The organism is Mycobacterium sp. NPDC004974 (genome assembly GCF_053600815.1).
Genome location: NZ_JBSGAQ010000003.1, coordinates 348,711 through 364,831, shown reverse-complemented (window position 1 = coordinate 364,831; position 16,121 = coordinate 348,711). Strand labels below are relative to the sequence as shown.

Genomic DNA, 16,121 nt, shown 5'->3' with positions numbered 1-16,121 from the left:
GCCCACGCTCGCCGAGCAAACATGCGCGCAGCGAGTATCAGCTCATGCGCTCGCAGTAACCTTTGGTTGAGAGGTCCAGCGGCTCACCGCGAAATCGTGCATACACGCCACATAGCTCGGGTCCCGTAGCTGAGATGTAGTCGTGCCAGACATCCCACCGGTTATGTGGGTACCCGAGCAAGTTGTTCAGCGCGTTGTTGATTGCGAGGTTCTGCTCGTCCTCGTCTTCCCAATCTGGCCAGCTTTCTGCGATGCGTCGGACCTCGTTGCGATCCAGGCCGATCAACGTATGAAATACCCAGTCGGGGAAGAAAGGCCCGTCGACAGCGGCCCACAGGCACTGGCGGATCACCTCGGAGTCGTCAACATCGTTGATCACATGTGGAAATTTAGCGCCAAACGCCACGCTGGCGGAGATGTTGACAGGTGAGGTAACTGGGTGGGGTTCCGCATCAACGTGTGAGCTCCGCGGTCACTCCATCGATTCGACCCACTGAGTGCGGGATGGCCCGGGGCTGAACGGATCTCCGAAGTACTGGGTCTCGCGGACGACCTCACCGTCCACGAATTCCATGATGCTCACCACATATGACGGCTGCCCGTCGTAGGTCAGAACGAGTTCGCTGATCCACAGATCACCGCCACCGAGGATGCGGCGGACCGTGAAGCGTTTGGCATTCGGCTGGGCTTCGCGCGAAGCCTGAATGCTGTCCCGCCCGCGGATCCGTTCACCTGATTGGGGATATTCGAGGACCGCGTCGGCCCGGTAGATCCGATGCTCGGCGTCGAAGTCGTTCAGGTCGGATGACGCCCAATGTGCCTCAACAGCGGTGCGCAGGTTGTCTTCATCCATGGCAAAAACCGTATCGGGCGCGCTGATCGATGCCATGTTGTTCGGTCCAGCAATCTGGTGGCGTTCTGCTTCAACGTCTGACCGATTTCGGTTCAACCTGACGATCGGCAAGTTCGTAGGCTGTTCGCATGCGTCTGCGGCTGTCTTCCCTGACTGACCCGTCGTTGCTCGCATTCGTCGACGAGTCTCGTGCGTTCTACGCGCGGCGGCCATCCGGCCGCGGACCGACAAGTCTGAGTGAGCTTTTCGCCGCCCGCGACGCGATGCCCACACCTGCCGAATGTGAGCCATCCCCCTCGGTGGAGACCGTGACCGCCGGCGGGCGAAGTGTGTCTGTCCGTATTCACACCCCGACGGATCGGCGTGCGGCGGGGGTGCTGCTTGAGATTCACACCGGCGGCTTCTATCTGGGCTCGGCCGCGCGGAGTGACGTTCAGAATCGACGTCTCGTCGAGACGTTGGGGGTCGCGGTGGTCAGCGTCGACTATCGACTGGCGCCAGAGCATCCGTGGCCCGCAGCCCCGGATGACTGCGAGACTGCGGCTTTGTGGCTCGCCGAGAACTCCGAAACACGATTCGGCACAGCACAGCTGGCCATCACGGGATTCTCCGCAGGATCCACACTTGTGGTCACGACGTTGGTCCGGCTACGCGACCGGGGGCTCCATGTCTTCGGTGGGGCGGTCGTTCAGTGCGGCACGTTCGATCTCTCCGCGCAGACGCCGGCGGGTCGTCTCATCGCTGACGAGTATTTCCTCAGTGCATACGCAGGAGACGTGCCAGATCGCACCGATCCTGATGTCTCGCCCGTTTTCGCGGAGCTCAAGGACCTCCCGCCGGTCCTGATGGTGATCGGTGCAGAGGACGTGCTTCTTGAGGACAACCTCGCTATGGCGGCGAGGCTCGCCGCAGCGGGTGTCGAAGTTGATCTGCGGGTCTACCCCGCATCGCCGCATGCGTTCACCGGGCATGCGACCTCGATGGCGCAAGCTGCTCTGGACGGGATTGACGGATGGCTGCGAGGCCGGATCGGAGTTATGCCATGGCGCTGATCTCGGCCGCGATCTGCCCGCACCCGACGATGTTGATCCCGGACGTAGCCGGGCGTAGTCGCCGGTGGAACCGCCTGCGCGGCGCCTGCCGGGAAGCGGTTGGGCGACTACAGATTCCGGTCGTGGGAGGCGGGCATGAACCGTCTCCGGATGCTCCGCAATTGGTCGCGGTCGTCGGCGGTGACGACTCGACACGGAGTTTCGACCCGGCGGGGGCGTATCCCAGCCTGTTTGCGAGTGGCATTCGCTGGAGCTCCGGATGGGGACAGGCCGCAGAAGACCCACAGCCGCTGCCGTTGACTCTTTCCGTCGGCTACTGGCTCATGGGGTCGTCAAGGCCGGGCGACAAAGGAATGATCGTTTCGCACTGCGCATTCGAATCGGTCGATTTCGATGCCTCGGTCGAGGACTGCGCTGCGCTGGGCCGAGATTTGGCCGGACGTGCCGAGCGGGTGGCGATGATCGTCATCGGCGAGGGATCGACGTGCATGACTGCGTCGGACCGGGCACATCACGCCAAAGAGGCGGACGTGTACGACAAGGCAGTCATGCGGGCGTTAGCGCAAGGCGATGACGACGCACTGGGTCGACTCGGTGAAAACAGCATCGCCACGACCGGGCGGGCGCCGTGGCGGGTCTTGGCCGGAGCCGCTGCGGGGCACGAATTCGAGGGCCGATTGCATGCGCGCGGGGGAGCGAGAGACCGTGGGTACTTCGTGGCGAGTTGGACTCGGCGCCAACGTGGGTCGCTGACGTAAATCGAGTTCGGCCTCAATGCCTGATGACGTTCTGCCCTCTCACGCTTCGAAGTACTGGACCAGGCAGAACTCGTGGCCTTCAGGATCGAGCATGACCAGAACGACACCCTCGTCGTAGTCGTTGCGGATGCCAGACCACTGGCCGCCGAGGGCCTCGACCTGATCGAGGCCCACCGCGATGTCGTCTACTTGCACGTCCAGGTGGATGCGCACTTTTGTGACCTTCGGTTCGGGCACGCGCTGGAAGGTGAGTCGGGGAAACCGTCCCGAGCGCGAGCCCACAGTCGCCCAGTTCGGGTCCTCCCCATGCTCGCTGGACGTCGGAATATCGAGCAGCGCGGCCCAGAAAGCCGACATCCGAATGGGATCGGCGCAATCGATCGTCACTCCAGACCAGCGGTTTGCCATCGGTTCTCCCCAGGGCTTGACGACACTCCAACAGATCTTTCCACCGCATCGGAGGGAGGGATTCCGCGGTTCGACCGGCAGTGATGGCTGACGGTGATCGGCGATGAAATGTGGTGGAGTTGTGCTTTGAATGTGTCGGTCGAGTCATGAGGTTCGCAGCGATGTACATCCCGAACGAACTGCTTTCCCGGCTCGTCGGTGCGCGACTGTATTCGGTCGAGATCGTCCTCAACGACTACGCGCACCTGAAGTTCGACGGGGCGGCCGGTGGGGGAGAACCGGCCGTCCTCGCCTGTTATGTCTGGCCGGTGGTCGAAAGCTCCGGTCGGGTCTGGCGTGAGTCCGACCTCGGGTACGCGGACAGCCTGCGCAAGTTGACGCCGGGCACGGTGACGGCGACTACCGAGCAGACAGGTATCGGAATTCGCATCGAACTCGACACGGGCACAGTCGTGATCCATCCGGAGTTGGATGAGGTCTACGTCGAGATTGCGATGCTCACGGGATTCGCCGATGGTGCGTGGATGGTGTGGCGGCCCGGCGAGGACAGCTTCGAGGATCCGGTCTGAACGCAGACCTGACGGGGCCTGCGACGTAGCATTTTCTGGTGGGGTTTGTTGTCCCGCCGGATGCTTACACACGCTTCATGGGCCGCTACGCCGAGCCCCTGGCGAAGGCTTTCGTGTCGTTCTCCCGGGTCGGCGCCGGTGACAAGGTGCTCGACGTGGGGTGCGGCCCCGGTGCATTGACCGCCCAGTTGCTGTCGGTGGGAGCCCAAGTCGCAGCGATCGATCCGTCACCGCCTTTCGTCGACGCGATCCGTGCACGCTTCCCCGACATTGACGCGCGGCGGGGAACTGCCGAGGAATTGCCGTATGACGCAGCCACTTTCGATGCTGCTCTGGCGCAGTTGGTGGTGCATTTCATGACGGATCCGGTGGTCGGCATCGGGCAGATGGCCCGCGTGACCCGGCGCGGCGGCGTCATCGCCGCATGCGTGTGGGACGGGCCGACGGGCGCGCTCGCGCCGTTCTGGGAGGGCGTTCACCTGATCGACCCGGACGCTGAGGATGAAGCGTTACTCGCCGGGGCGCACCGGGGACACCTGACCGAGATGTTCGAAGCGGCCGGCCTGCGTGACGTGGACGAGCGTCCCCTCGCCGTCGACGTTGTGCATCCGACCTTCGAGGAGTGGTGGGAGCCGTACACATTCGGGGTAGGTCCCGCTGGCGACTATGTCCAGGGCCTCGATGACGCCGGTCGTGCACGTCTCGAATCAGTGGCTCGCGAACATCTTGGCGCCGGACCCTTCACCGTTGCCGCCACCGCGTGGGCCGCCCGCGGGACGGTGTGACAACAGGCGGTGAAGTGCCAACCTCGTTAGACTCCGCGCTCGTGGCGTCGAACACGCGTCGGGCGGCCGGTACGCAGACCTTCACCGATGTCTTGAAGATATGGTTCGCCGGCAAGCGGCCGGACCCTGCCGCCGATCTCTCCGACTTTGAGTCGGGTGCGACGTTGCAGGTCAGCTGTTTCCTCCGCTCCCCGGGGGCGACATCCCGGGCCAAGTTGGGGACCCTTTCACTCACCCGCGGTGAGCCCGTGAGCTGGCGCGGCCGGGATAAGAATGCCGTCACTTTCAACCCGCCGCTGACGCTGACGGAATCAGGCGAGAAGGCCATTGGGCCGAAATTCACCGCGTTCGTTCTCGCCTGCGCCACCGGGTCATTCGATGTTCACATTCCCACGCTGGACGTCGCGCTGGTGAAGCATGCTTTGGACGCCTCTGCCTGATCAGGCGCCGAGGTTGGTTTGCGCCTCGTCGAACGGCGAGAGCTAAAGCCCGCCGCAGCGCGATGGGGCCAGGATCGGGGACCAGGGCGGGCAATCCGCCGGCAGCGGCTGCGGGGGAGCGGGCGGTGGTGGCGGGCCCAGAACCGGCGGCGGCGGAGCCTCATGGGGAACGCCGTTCCACGGGTAGATGGTGTTGGAGGCGACGTCCACGACACCCTCTGAGTTCCAGTACCAATCGTGGCAGATGCCGGCGTCCCAGGTGATGACCTGACTTCCCGGTATCGGAGGATCACCCGGACACCAATGGGTGCAGGTGAGCCCGCCGGGGCAGTTCCCGCCCTGATAACTCGGTCCGAAGGCCGGGTCCGCTTGGCTGACGCCCAGCCCCAACCCGGCCAGGGCCAAGCCTCCGGATGCTGCGATGACGACCGCTAATCGGGTAACCGGATCCATCGTCTGTCCCCTTCGTGAGGCACTCCTCTGCTGGCAATGAAGCCATGCTCACCAGGCAATTGTGCCGCGATCGCGGGGCGCGCGACAGCGTTCTCCGGCACCGTGCTCGATGACGGGGAGAGGTCCCCGATCGAATCGGGTGTTGAGCGGCGGTGCGGAGGCGGTGGACGCCATGCCGCGGCGCGGTTTGGCGGGCAGAACTTGAGGGGAGCGCAACACCTAGGATTCCTGCTCAATGCTGACATGTTCTGATCCGGGACATCGCTGACAGGTGGATGTCTCGGGACATCGCTGACACCTGAGTGTGGCTATGGGCCAGATTGGTTCATGGCTCAGAAGGTGACGGCGATGGATGTTCGCGCTGCGACGGCGTTGGTCGGGCAAGTGGAGAACGTGGCGGGATTCTGCCGTGAGCGGGGAATCAGTCGCACGACGTTCTACAAGTTCCGGCGCCGTTTCCTCGACGAGGGTTTGGCCGGGCTGCAGGAACGCTCACGGCGGCCGCTGTCGTGTCCGGGCCAGACCAGCGCCGAAGTCGAAGAGGTGGTCCTGCGTGAACGCAAACAGCTGCTGGAAGCCGGGGCGGATTACGGGCCGCAGTCGATTGTGTGGGCCTTGCAGCGAGAGGGATTCGGTGCCGTGCCTTCCCGTGCGTCGGTGTGGCGGATCCTGACCCGTCACGGGGTGATCGTCGCGCAACCGCAGAAGCGGCCGAAATCGGCCACCAAGCGCTTCACCTTCAGCCGCCCGAACGAGTGCTGGCAATCCGATTGGACCGGATGGGCACTGGCCTGCGGGGCCCCGGCGGCGATCGCCGGGTCCCTCGACGACCACTCTCGCTACCTGGTCGGGCTGCACGCCGGCCCCGGTGATGCCACCAACGAGTTGGTGTGGTCGGTGATGATGACCGGGATGACCGAATGTGGTGTTCCGGCAATGTCATTGGCTGATAACGGATTTGTCTACACCGGCAAATGGCGCGGGTTCGAGTGTTCGTTTGAGGCCAACCTGCGGGCCGTGGGCACCGTCACGATCAACTCACGCCCATTTCATCCGCAGACCTGCGGCAAGATCGAACGGTTGTGGCAGACGCTCAAGAAGTGGCTGCGGGCCCACCCCGCCCCGGCCACCATCGCCGAACTCAACGATCTCCTCGACGAGTTCCGTGAGTTCTACAACCACCAACGGCCGCATCGCGCCTTGCGCGGAGCCACTCCCGCCGAGGCGTTCGCCGCCACCTACAAGGCCCGTCCAGCCAATCGGCCCCTGGCCGCCCCGGTGCTGGTCACGCGCCACGCCGTCACCAAGCACGGATCCCTGTTCGTCGCGCCCTACCAGGTCCACGTCGGCGTGTGCTGGGCCGGCCACCTGTGCGACAGCATCCGCGACGGCGAGCACATTGCCATCTTCAGCGGCACCGTTCTGGTGCGGGAGTTCACTGCCAACCCCCGCCTGATCTATCAGCCCGGCGACAAACGCACGCGAACCCGCCGCACACCCGGACCCAAACCGGCACCATGAGTGTCAGCGATGTCCCGAGACAAAAGTGTTAGCGATGTCCCGAGACACCACATGCTCAATGCTGACAGTAACCCTGGGTGTAAGCCCGCCGAGGACGTCACAGACCGGCGGACCCGCACTCCCTAGTCGAGAGTCACCGAGATCTCGTCACCCAACCGGTAGCCGTCGGTCAGTGGCAACTCGTCACCGCTCCAGAACGAGCCGGGATCGAACCAGTTGTAGCGCTTCTCGGTCGTCAGCAGACCCATCTCCTCAAACGTGATGGCCACTGTCTCGGCGCAGTAGGCGGTCTCCAGCCCCACCTGGCGGCTACGCGCCTTCTTGCGTTCGGCGGACTCGCGAACCTTCTTGTGCACAAGGGGAATTCCGCGGGTGAAATCGCTGACGATCGGTATCCGTCCACGCAGCCAGCGTCCGGTCAGTCGCGCGGTGGTGGGAAAGGCGGTGCCGTTCATCCGGGCGATCACCTTGAGGAGCTGGTCCTCCTGCTCGCGAGTTGCGAACGGGGTGAGCTGCCGCAGCCAGCAGCGCTGCCCGTAGCTGTGTGCCCAGCGTTCGACGACCTGGCGGGCATCGTTGAGTTGCACCCCGCGGTGGTTGGTACCCGTCCACATGTCGAGCAGCTTGTCGCCGAGCTCGGCATGCCAGATCAGCGGTGGGAGGTCGTCGATCGCGACGGTCATCCCGACGTGGTTGACCGGGCTGTTGGTGAGGGTCTGGATCGCCCGGTCCGGCCCGGAGCCACCGCGAAACAGCCAGATGTCACCGGTACGGGTCTCCTCCAGCGCCTTGGTCAACGACACGGTGTTCGCTTTCACAAGCGAAGCTTAGGCACACTTGGAGCATGCGCAGCATCTGGAAGTGGGTAGGACTTGCCGGTGTCGCCGGCGTCGTCGCGGGTGGCGTCATGGTGGCGCGGGACCAACGCCGCCGTAACGCGTATACCCCGCAGGACATCCGGGAGCGGCTCCACCAGCGGTTGGCCGAGGCCGAACAGGCTGAGCAGGCGCGCTAAGCCGCCCTGTCGGGGCGGGTCTCGCTCACCAACCTTCGGTCAGCACCCGGTCCAGCGCATCGGCGTAGAAATCGGCTGCCTCGACGTCAATGCACAACGGCGGCTTCGTTTTCAGGATGTTCTGGTGGTCGCCGGTCGGCTGGATGATCACCCCGAGCTCGAGCATCCGATCACAGATCAGCGCCGTTTCCTCGGTGGCCGGCTCCAGGGTCTGGGGGTCACGGATCATCTCGACACCCAGATACAGGCCGACGCCGTGGACGGTGCCGATGAGCGGATGCCGGGTGGCCAGCTCTTCCAGCCGTGACTTGAGATGCGCCCCCACGCGGGCCGCGTTGGCTTGCAGCCCTTCGTCATTCAGCACGTCGAGCACGGTCATCCCGATCGCACACGACAACGGGCTGCCGCCGGTGGAGGAGAAGAAGTAGCCCTGGCTGCGGAACGCCTCGGCGATCTCGCGGCTGGTGACCACGGCACCCAGCGGGTAACCGTTGCCGACCGACTTCGCCATCGACACGATGTCCGGGACGATGCCCTGCTGCTGGAAGCCCCAAAACCATTCACCCAGACGGCCGTATCCCACCTGTACCTCGTCGGCGACGGCGTAGCCGCCCGCTCCGCGGACCGTCGCATAGACCTGCTGCAGATATCCGTCGGGCAGGGCCATGCCGCCGGCATTGCCGTAGACCGTCTCACAGATGAATGCCGCGGGGGCACGCCCGTCCGCGATCAAACCCTCGATCTGGGCCACCGCGTCGACGGCGTAGCGGCCCACCTCGCTGCCGCGGTACTTGCCGCGGAAGCTGTTGGGCGATTCGACGGTGTGCACCCAATCCGGCCGGGTGGTAAGCGCATTGGGGTTGTCGGCGGTGGAGGTCGACACGGCATCGGTGCCGTACGTCCAGCCGTGATACGCCTCGCGCATCGCCACGACATCGGGGCGGCCGGCCGCCGCGGTGGCCAGCCGCAACGCCAGATCACTGGCCTCGGACCCGGAGTTGACCAGAAACACCGTGTCCAGAGGCTCGGGTAGCAGCCCGGCAAGGCGTTCACTGAACTCGACGACGGAGGCGTAGTTGAACCGCGAGTTGGTGTTCAGCTTGCGTAACTGGCGGGCTGCGGCCGCCGCGACCCGCGGATGCGCATGGCCCAACACCGTGACGTTGTTGACCATGTCCAGATAGCAACGCCCACTGGTGGACATCAGGAAGTGCCGCCACCCTCGTTCGATGCGCGGCGGTCGACGGTAGTAGTGCTCCTGCACAGGCGCAAACGCCCGGTCCCGCCTGGCCATCAGGTCGACGTCGGCCGGCTCGGTATCGAGGGGCGACAGCCCCAGCAGCGGCCGCGGATCACGCACGCACGCCAGCCATCCCGGCGCCAGGCCGGGCGTGGTCAGTTCAGGGGCGCGGGGCGCCCCGATCGGCCGCAGCGCCACGTGCGTCCACCGGCCCGGCTCGGCCATGCCCAGAGCATCGCCTGCGCCAGAAGCGGAACTGATGCCGGTGAGCGTCAGCTCGTACTCAGCGCCCCGGAGCGTCACCGAATCCCACGAACGGTCGATGACCTCACCGTCGAACGGTGCGGCCAACTCCAACCGCTCCGCCGGCCAGATGCTGAGCCCGGTCGGCACCACCGCGGGCTCCTCCTGGCTCAACGCCGGGGCCCGCGAGATCCGTGGTTGGCCGAACGCCGTCACCACCAGATCTGAGCCGCCATCGATTGCGGCCCTGGCCAATTCGTCCTCGACGCCGGGCCTCAGCCAGCCGCCGGCGAGAAACGCATCGTCCAGATCGTCGGCGGTCGCGGACAGATCCAGTGTCGTCACCGATTGCGGTGTGGCCATCATCGGGCGGGTGACCCGCACCGGCGCGGGCGGAGACGACAGGCCCAGGTCAGCCTTGATCAACGCGGTCATCACGTCGATCGGCACCGAGGTGGCGCGCTCGAACATCTGCCACTCGCCGTCGGACTGCTCGGTGAGGTAGTCGTTGTCCGGATCGAAGCCGGCCTGGTGTGCCCCGCTGACGATCAGTACCGCGGTGCGCAGAACCAGCAACGGCCACAACGCTTCTGCCTCGGCAACGCTCAGCGGCCGGATGGCGTGGAAAGCCCGGATCCCGGGTAGCACGGACGTCGGATCGCTGCCCGGGTGCTGCAGTACCGAGGACAGGGTGATGGCCAGTTCACTGACTGCCCAGCTGTCGGACAGATCGCCGAGGTCGATGATCCCGTCGGGGTGCACCACACCGCCGATGCCGTGGGACACCACCACGTTGGCGTCGGTGAGGTCCATGTGCACGGCCTGGCGGGGCAGGGCGTCGGCCAGCGGCTCGATGTGTGCCCACGCGTCATCGGCCGCGGCCTGCAGCCGGGAGCGTGCGGCGCCATCGTCGACATGGGAGACCAGCCCGCGCACCACTTCGGCCCCGAAGCGCAGGTCCCACTGCAACGCGCGGTCCAGACCGGGATGGCGGAATTCGGCCAATGCCCGGCTCACCCGCCCGGCCAGTGCGCCGAGCTCAGCGACCGTGGCCGGCGGCAGATACCCGGACTCGATGAGCGTCCCGCCGGACAGGTGCCGCAGCAGCCGGACATAGGTGGTGCCGTTCGAGCCCAGACCGGTTACCGCGGTGAGCTTCTCGTCGTGCCGGTTGGGCAACGACTGGGCCACCCGCAGATCCGGCTCCGCCGTTGCGATCAGGTCCGCGGCCAGCTCCTGAGCAGTCAGCTCGATCTCGTTGAACGCCGGGTTGGCGATCTTCAGTACGCCGGCAATCGTCGCGCCGGCGTCGACCAGGAAGTTCTTGTCCTGTTGGCTGCCCAGCGATTTCACATTCGCGTGCAGCCCGAAGTGGGCGGCCAGGATGTCGCGGGCCTGCTGGTCGGTGACCTGAGGGGCGGGCAGCTCAGGTTCGCGCAGAAAGTTGAAGCCGATGGTGTCACGCTCGGCGTTCACCGTCCGACGAACTCCACGACCACCTCGGAGAACGCGTCGTTGTCGTCTCCGGCGGCGGTGTGCCCCGCATCGGACAACTCGACGAACTCCGCGGCGGGCACCTTGTCCAGGAAGTCCTGCACACCTTGGGGGCTGACCACATCGGACAGCTTGCCCCGGATCAGCAGGATCGGGATGCTCAGGTTGATCGCTGCCTGTTCGAGCTTCTCCACCCGCATGAACGGGTCGTCTTCGGGTTTGGTGAGGAAGGCCGGATCCCAGTGCCAGTACCAGCGCCCGTCGCGCAGTCGCAGGTTCTTCTTCAGCCCCTCGGGGCTGCGCGGCTTGGCGCGGTAGGGCAGGTAGGCCGCGACGGCGTCGGCGGCCTCCTCCAGCGAATCGAAGCCGTTCACGTTGGTGAACATGAAATCGCGGATGCGGGCGCTGCCGCTTTTCTCGAACCGCGGCACCACGTCGACCAGGACCAGCTTGGTCACCAGCTCCGGGCCGGCCTCGTGCGCGGCCAGGATGCTGGTCAGCCCACCCATGCTGGCTCCGATCAGCACCACCGGGCGCCCGATCTGGTACAGCACATGCTGCACGTCGGCGGAGAGCGCTTCCACCGAATAGTTCGCGCTGGGTGAGCGGTCGCTGTCGCCGTGACCACGTGCGTCGAGTGCGATCACGTGCAGCCCGCGATCGGCCAGGATCTGCCCCGTGTTCTTCCAGGAGTACCGGTTCTGCCCGCCGCCGTGCAGCAGCAGGACCGTGGGACGGTCAGCGGTGGACGCGGCGTCCCGGTTCCATTCGTCGCCGACCAGGTTCAGGTCGTCGACTCCCCGGAACGTGACGGTGCGCGAATCGCTGTGCTCGGTTTTCCCGGTGCTCACGGACATTCCTCTCGCCAGGCCCCGGGAGGTCACGTTACCCACGTGGGTTTTCGCCGCATCTGCGACCCGGACAAGCGTGCCGTTCCTAGAATCGTCAATCGTGCAGCCAGGTATCGAGGCGAATGAGGTGGTGGGCGACGTCAGCGAGCGCGACGCGGTCATCGAAGCCGCCTTCAGCTGCCTGTCCGAGCCCCACACCGGTGCGGTGCCGGTGGCTGCCGTGCTGGCCAGGGCGGGATTGTCGACCCGCGCGTTCTATCGGCACTTCGAATCCAAGGACGCGCTGTTCCTGGCCATGATGCGGGGCGAGGGTGACTCGCTGGCCCGCCGGCTGGACTGGATCGCCGAGCATTTCGACGGACCTCCCAGCGATCAACTGCGAGTCTGGCTCGGTCAGATTTTCGGTCTGCTGCAGGACGCGCGGCTGAACATGCACATGACCGTGCTCGATTCGGACGAGGTCCGCGCAGCCAAGGGCTATCGCGCGGCCCGCGAGCAGTGGCACGACGACCGTGAGCGGTCGCTGGCGGCGATCCTGCGCCGGGGCCTGGACGACGGATCGTTCCCGTTGGCCAAACCGGAGCAGGACGCGATTGCCATCGGCGCGGTGGTCAGCCACGCGATGTCGCGACTGTGCTCCGACGGCGAGTGCGAGGTCGCGCAGGGCGAGGTCGTGGACTTTGCGCTGCGCGCGGTGGGGGCCCAGATCCCATGCGCAGAGTCCGGCGGCGCGTAGCGCGAACGCGCCCGCAGGTCTTCCCGGGACTGTCGGTACCGCTGCTGACGGTGTGACCGGTGCCACGTACTTTGGACCGCACGCGTGCCTTTGCACGCACCACGCAGTGCCACCGAGGAGCAGATGTATGGCAGACGACAGCGCCGACGCCGAGCCGGTCGAGCTGACCGAGGCCGACGAGTCGAGCCAGTCCGCCCCCGAAGCCGAGGTCGTCGAACCTGAGGCTGAGTGCACAGAACCTGCGGTGGCAGCCGACGACGCGGCCCCGAAGCGGCTGCACTTTCCTTTCGCGGGGGTTATCGGAGGGGTGCTCGTCGTCGGGCTCGTGGCGCTGGCCGGTTGGCTGGGCTATGGCTTCTACCAGGCCCATCACGAACAGCAGCGACGCGCGATGTTCGTGGACACCGCGCGGGAGGGCGCGACGAACCTCACCACCATCGACTGGGAGCACGCCGAAGACAACATCCAGCGAGTCCTGGACATCTCGACCGGGAAGTTCTACGACGACTTCGAGCGGCGTTCGAAGTCGTTCCTCGACGTGGTCAAGCAGATCAAGTCGAAGTCGGTGGGCACGGTGACCTCATCGGGGCTGGAGTCCTACTCGAACGACAAGGCGGATGTCCTCGTGTCGGTGACCGTTCGGTCGACGAATGCGGGCGTGCCGGAACAGAAGCCCCAGGTGTGGCGAATGGTGCTGACGGTGCAGGACATTGAAGGCAAAGCGAAGGTTTCGAACGTGGAGTTCATCCAGTGAGCGGCCGGCACAAGATGCCGCCGGCCGGGCGCCGTAAGGCCGCCGCGGATCCAGTGGAGACTGTCGAACAGGCAAGCCCCGGGCCGGAGACCGTCGAAGGCACGAGCGCTGCGGAACCAGCCGAAGCGGTGGAGGCGGCTGAGGCCGAGGCGGTAGTCCAGGAAACGGTCGACGCCGACACGGACGACGCCGCGGCGACCGACACCGCCGAGTCCGACGACGTTGAGGGCGAGGCTGAGGACGAGCCTATTGACGAGCCCGCCGATGAGCCCGTTGACGAGCCCACTGACGAGCCCGCCGAAGCCACGCCGTCGCGCGCCCGCTCGCGGGTCGGCTTGCCGGTGGTGCTGGCGACCGTCGCGCTGGTGTTGGCATTGACCTGCGCGGTGTTGCGGTGGCTGACCGTGTCGCAGGCTGAAAGCGACACGGCCCGAAACGAATCGGTTCAGGCGGCCAAAGAGATCACCGCCGAGATGCTGTCGTATGAGACTGAGACAGCCGAGCAGCAGCTCACGGCGGCCCGCGACCGGATGACCGGGGAATTCCTCGGCACCTATAGCGCGATGATCGGTGAGGTCATCCCGGCGGCGCATGCTCAGCAGATTGCGGCCGTAGCAGAGGTGTTGCGCGCGGGGGTGGTGAGTGCCAAGCCGGATCGCGCCGAACTGGTGTTGTTCGTCAACCAGAGCGTCCAGGTCGGAAACCACATGCCGCAGAAGACCCCGTCGGTTGCCCGGGCCACCATGGTCAAAGTCGATGACCGCTGGCTCATGTCCGAGTACGAACCGGTGCCGCTGTGACCGAGCCGCGCTGGATCGATGTCGCCACCCCCGCGGTGCACCTGCGGGCGCTGGCGTGGGGGCCTGATGATGGCCCGGTTGCGTTGTGTCTACACGGCTTTCCCGACACGGCCTACGGCTGGCGCAAGGTGGCGCCGGTTCTGGCTGAGGCCGGCTGGAAAGTGGTTGCGCCGTTCATGCGCGGTTACCTGCCCTCGTCGGTTCCTGCCGACGGGAGCTATCACGTCGGGGCGCTGATGGACGACGCGCTGCGCCTGCTGCAGGCGGTCGGGCCGACCGGACGCGATGTCATCATCGGCCATGACTGGGGGGCCATGGCGGCATCGGGTGTGGCTGCGCTGCCGGACAACCCGTTCACGAAGGCCGTGATCATGTCGGTGCCGCCGTTGGCGTCGTTTCAGCCGTTGGGTCGGGTGCCCGATGCCGGAAAGCTGTTGGCCCAGTTGCCGCGTCAGGCGCTGCGCAGCTGGTACATGATGTACTTCCAATTACCTTGGCTTCCTCAGCGTTCGGCATCCTGGGTGGTGCCCCGGCTGTGGAAGACGTGGTCGCCGGGATACGACGCGGCCGAGGACCTGCGTCATGTCGACGCCGCGATCGGTGCACCGGACCGGTGGCGCGCCGCGCTGGGCTACTACCGGGCCACGATCCGCATGAGCAAACCGCCTGCACAGTACGCCGAGCCGCACAAGCACTGGCTGCTGCCGCCGGTGTTGCCGTCGCTGTACCTCCATGGCACTGACGATGGTTGTGCCGCACCGGATTACATCCGATGGGTGCGCGAGGTGCTGCCGGCGGGCAGCGATGCCCACGTCGTCGAATCCGGCGGTCACTTCCTGCAACTCGACCAGCCCGACATCACAGCCGCCCGCATCCTGGACTTCGTCGGACGTGCCGGCTAACCGACTCACTGCGGTCGATGCGCAGATGTTCTGGATGTCGTCCAGGATGCCCAACGACACCTTTCTGCTCTACGGATTCGACGGTGTGCCCGCCGACCTGCAGGCGGCACTCGGCGAGTTGGCGGCCAATGCCCGCATCAGCCCGGATCTGTCGCAACGCATCGACGACACCTCTCGGCTGCACTACCCGGCCTGGGTGCCGTCCCGTGTCGACGAATCCCGGTTCGTGGTACATCATCTCGACGATTCGACGTGGCTGGGCTGCCTGGCCGCCGTGAGCGGACTGGTGGACGATCAACTCGATGCGCGGGTGCTGCCGTGGCGGCTACACGTGTTCCCCGGAGTCGAGGGGATGCCCGGTGTCGCCGGCGCCGGCACCGTGGCGGTCCTGCAGATCACCCATGCCCTCGGCGGCGGCGGGCGCACCTGCGGCCCGGCGGCGGTCATGTTCGGCCGCCCGGGAACGGTGGCGCCGGTGGCGCCGGTGTACGGCCACCCGGCGATGTTGCCGTGGCGCAGCATCGAAGCGGCCCGGGCCCACCGGCAGTTGGTAGCCGACACCGAGGCCGGGCGGGTGCCGCCGGCCGCCACGTCACGTCCGCCGATCAGGACCAACGACCGTCCCTCGGGCGTACGCAGCATGCGGACGCTCGTCCGGGATCGAGCGCAGCTGTCGGGCGCCACCGTGACGGTGTGTGCACTGGCCGGGATCTCCGAAGCCCTGGCCGGTCAGCTCCGTGAGCTGGGGACGGATCCGGCCACCCTGGGCGCCGAGGTGACCATGGCGAAATCCGGTCCGCGGCAGGCGTACAACCATTTCGGCACGGTCGGCGTGGGCCTGCATCCCTCGCTGCCGGTGGCGCAGCGCCGCGACGCGATCGCCGCTGAACTGGCGGCGCGCCGGGAACGCGCCGCACACCCGGCGATGCGGGCCTCGGAACGTGCGTTCGCCGCCACGCCGGCCCCGCTGCTGCGGTGGGGGATCGGTCAGTTCAATCCCGATGCGCGGTCGGCGACGGTCACCGGGAACACCGTGGTGTCCAGCGTGAATTGCGGTGCTGCGGACTTCGGCCTCGGCGGTATGCCGGTGCGGCTGGCGGCGGCGTTTCCGGGCTTGTCCCCGATGGTGGGGCTCACCCACTGCGTGACGGGCGTGGGGGACACCATCGCGATCAGTGTGTTCGCCGCGGAGTCGGCGATCGGGGATATCGACGCCTATATCGACCGGCTTGAGGCGGCGTTGTGAA

General features: G+C 66.3%; 19 protein-coding genes. 12 read left to right on the top strand and 7 right to left on the bottom strand.

What is annotated here, in order from left to right; all coding sequences use genetic code 11:
• Positions 1-37 precede the first annotated feature (37 nt).
• Both ACWEFV_RS09910 and ACWEFV_RS09905 read right to left on the bottom strand, forming a co-directional pair.
• Complete coding sequence (locus ACWEFV_RS09910; protein ID WP_450070037.1) at positions 38-379, bottom strand: hypothetical protein; 342 nt, start codon at positions 377-379, stop codon at positions 38-40.
• Between the two features lie 93 nt (positions 380-472).
• Positions 473-853, bottom strand: a complete 381-nt coding sequence (locus ACWEFV_RS09905; protein ID WP_450070036.1) for a nuclear transport factor 2 family protein — start codon at positions 851-853, stop codon at positions 473-475.
• Positions 854-981: 128 nt separating this feature from the next.
• Between ACWEFV_RS09905 and ACWEFV_RS09900 the strand changes: the two genes are divergently transcribed.
• The gene (locus ACWEFV_RS09900; RefSeq protein ID WP_450070035.1) at positions 982-1,905 is read left to right on the top strand and encodes an alpha/beta hydrolase fold domain-containing protein; all 924 of its coding nucleotides are present in this window, start codon (positions 982-984) and stop codon (positions 1,903-1,905) included.
• Entirely contained in the window at positions 1,896-2,663 is a 768-nt protein-coding gene (locus tag ACWEFV_RS09895) for a hypothetical protein (protein WP_450070034.1), read from the top strand. Before ACWEFV_RS09900 ends, ACWEFV_RS09895 begins: the two co-directional genes overlap by 10 nt.
• Before the next feature lie 39 nt (positions 2,664-2,702).
• Here the strand turns inward: ACWEFV_RS09895 and ACWEFV_RS09890 are convergent, their stop codons facing one another.
• Complete coding sequence (locus ACWEFV_RS09890) at positions 2,703-3,071, bottom strand: VOC family protein (protein WP_450070033.1); 369 nt, start codon at positions 3,069-3,071, stop codon at positions 2,703-2,705.
• Positions 3,072-3,217: 146 nt separating this feature from the next.
• Between ACWEFV_RS09890 and ACWEFV_RS09885 the strand changes: the two genes are divergently transcribed.
• Genes ACWEFV_RS09885 through ACWEFV_RS09875 form a run of 3 tightly spaced genes read left to right on the top strand, consistent with a single transcriptional unit; the run spans position 3,218 to position 4,865 of the window.
• Positions 3,218-3,640, top strand: a complete 423-nt coding sequence (locus ACWEFV_RS09885; RefSeq protein ID WP_450070032.1) for a hypothetical protein — start codon at positions 3,218-3,220, stop codon at positions 3,638-3,640.
• A gap of 38 nt (positions 3,641-3,678) precedes the next feature.
• Complete coding sequence (locus ACWEFV_RS09880; RefSeq protein WP_450070031.1) at positions 3,679-4,425, top strand: class I SAM-dependent methyltransferase; 747 nt, start codon at positions 3,679-3,681, stop codon at positions 4,423-4,425.
• A gap of 41 nt (positions 4,426-4,466) precedes the next feature.
• Entirely contained in the window at positions 4,467-4,865 is a 399-nt protein-coding gene (locus tag ACWEFV_RS09875; RefSeq protein WP_450070030.1) for a hypothetical protein, read from the top strand.
• Positions 4,866-4,907: 42 nt separating this feature from the next.
• On the opposite strand, the gene ACWEFV_RS09870 is transcribed toward ACWEFV_RS09875, so the two are convergent.
• Positions 4,908-5,318, bottom strand: a complete 411-nt coding sequence (locus ACWEFV_RS09870; protein WP_135457500.1) for a hypothetical protein — start codon at positions 5,316-5,318, stop codon at positions 4,908-4,910.
• Between the two features lie 327 nt (positions 5,319-5,645).
• Between ACWEFV_RS09870 and ACWEFV_RS09865 the strand changes: the two genes are divergently transcribed.
• On the top strand, positions 5,646-6,839 hold the full coding sequence (locus tag ACWEFV_RS09865; RefSeq protein ID WP_450070029.1) for an integrase core domain-containing protein: 1,194 nt from the start codon (positions 5,646-5,648) through the stop codon (positions 6,837-6,839).
• 122 nt (positions 6,840-6,961) lie between these two features.
• Here ACWEFV_RS09865 and ACWEFV_RS09860 read toward each other — a convergent pair whose 3' ends face one another.
• A complete protein-coding gene (locus ACWEFV_RS09860) occupies positions 6,962-7,642 on the bottom strand; it encodes a guanylate cyclase (RefSeq protein ID WP_450070162.1) in 681 nt (226 codons plus the stop codon).
• A gap of 41 nt (positions 7,643-7,683) precedes the next feature.
• On the opposite strand from ACWEFV_RS09860, the gene ACWEFV_RS09855 reads away from it, so the two are divergent.
• On the top strand, positions 7,684-7,854 hold the full coding sequence (locus tag ACWEFV_RS09855) for a hypothetical protein (RefSeq protein WP_450070028.1): 171 nt from the start codon (positions 7,684-7,686) through the stop codon (positions 7,852-7,854).
• Between the two features lie 25 nt (positions 7,855-7,879).
• Here ACWEFV_RS09855 and ACWEFV_RS09850 read toward each other — a convergent pair whose 3' ends face one another.
• On the bottom strand, positions 7,880-10,813 hold the full coding sequence (locus tag ACWEFV_RS09850) for an aminotransferase (protein ID WP_450070027.1): 2,934 nt from the start codon (positions 10,811-10,813) through the stop codon (positions 7,880-7,882).
• Complete coding sequence (locus ACWEFV_RS09845; RefSeq protein ID WP_167857950.1) at positions 10,810-11,688, bottom strand: alpha/beta fold hydrolase; 879 nt, start codon at positions 11,686-11,688, stop codon at positions 10,810-10,812. The genes ACWEFV_RS09850 and ACWEFV_RS09845 overlap by 4 nt, the downstream gene beginning before the upstream one ends.
• A gap of 94 nt (positions 11,689-11,782) precedes the next feature.
• Between ACWEFV_RS09845 and ACWEFV_RS09840 the strand changes: the two genes are divergently transcribed.
• From ACWEFV_RS09840 to ACWEFV_RS09820, 5 genes are all read left to right on the top strand, one after another.
• Positions 11,783-12,418: a TetR/AcrR family transcriptional regulator gene (locus tag ACWEFV_RS09840; protein ID WP_450070026.1), complete on the top strand. Its 636-nt coding sequence runs from the start codon at positions 11,783-11,785 to the stop codon at positions 12,416-12,418.
• A gap of 127 nt (positions 12,419-12,545) precedes the next feature.
• Positions 12,546-13,172, top strand: coding sequence for an Mce protein (locus ACWEFV_RS09835; RefSeq protein WP_450070025.1), 627 nt, complete (start codon positions 12,546-12,548; stop codon positions 13,170-13,172).
• Positions 13,169-13,972, top strand: coding sequence for a hypothetical protein (locus ACWEFV_RS09830; RefSeq protein ID WP_450070024.1), 804 nt, complete (start codon positions 13,169-13,171; stop codon positions 13,970-13,972). Before ACWEFV_RS09835 ends, ACWEFV_RS09830 begins: the two co-directional genes overlap by 4 nt.
• Entirely contained in the window at positions 13,969-14,874 is a 906-nt protein-coding gene (locus ACWEFV_RS09825; protein ID WP_450070023.1) for an alpha/beta fold hydrolase, read from the top strand. The genes ACWEFV_RS09830 and ACWEFV_RS09825 overlap by 4 nt, the downstream gene beginning before the upstream one ends.
• On the top strand, positions 14,864-16,120 hold the full coding sequence (locus ACWEFV_RS09820) for a WS/DGAT domain-containing protein (protein WP_450070022.1): 1,257 nt from the start codon (positions 14,864-14,866) through the stop codon (positions 16,118-16,120). The genes ACWEFV_RS09825 and ACWEFV_RS09820 overlap by 11 nt, the downstream gene beginning before the upstream one ends.
• Position 16,121: the final 1 nt, after the last annotated feature.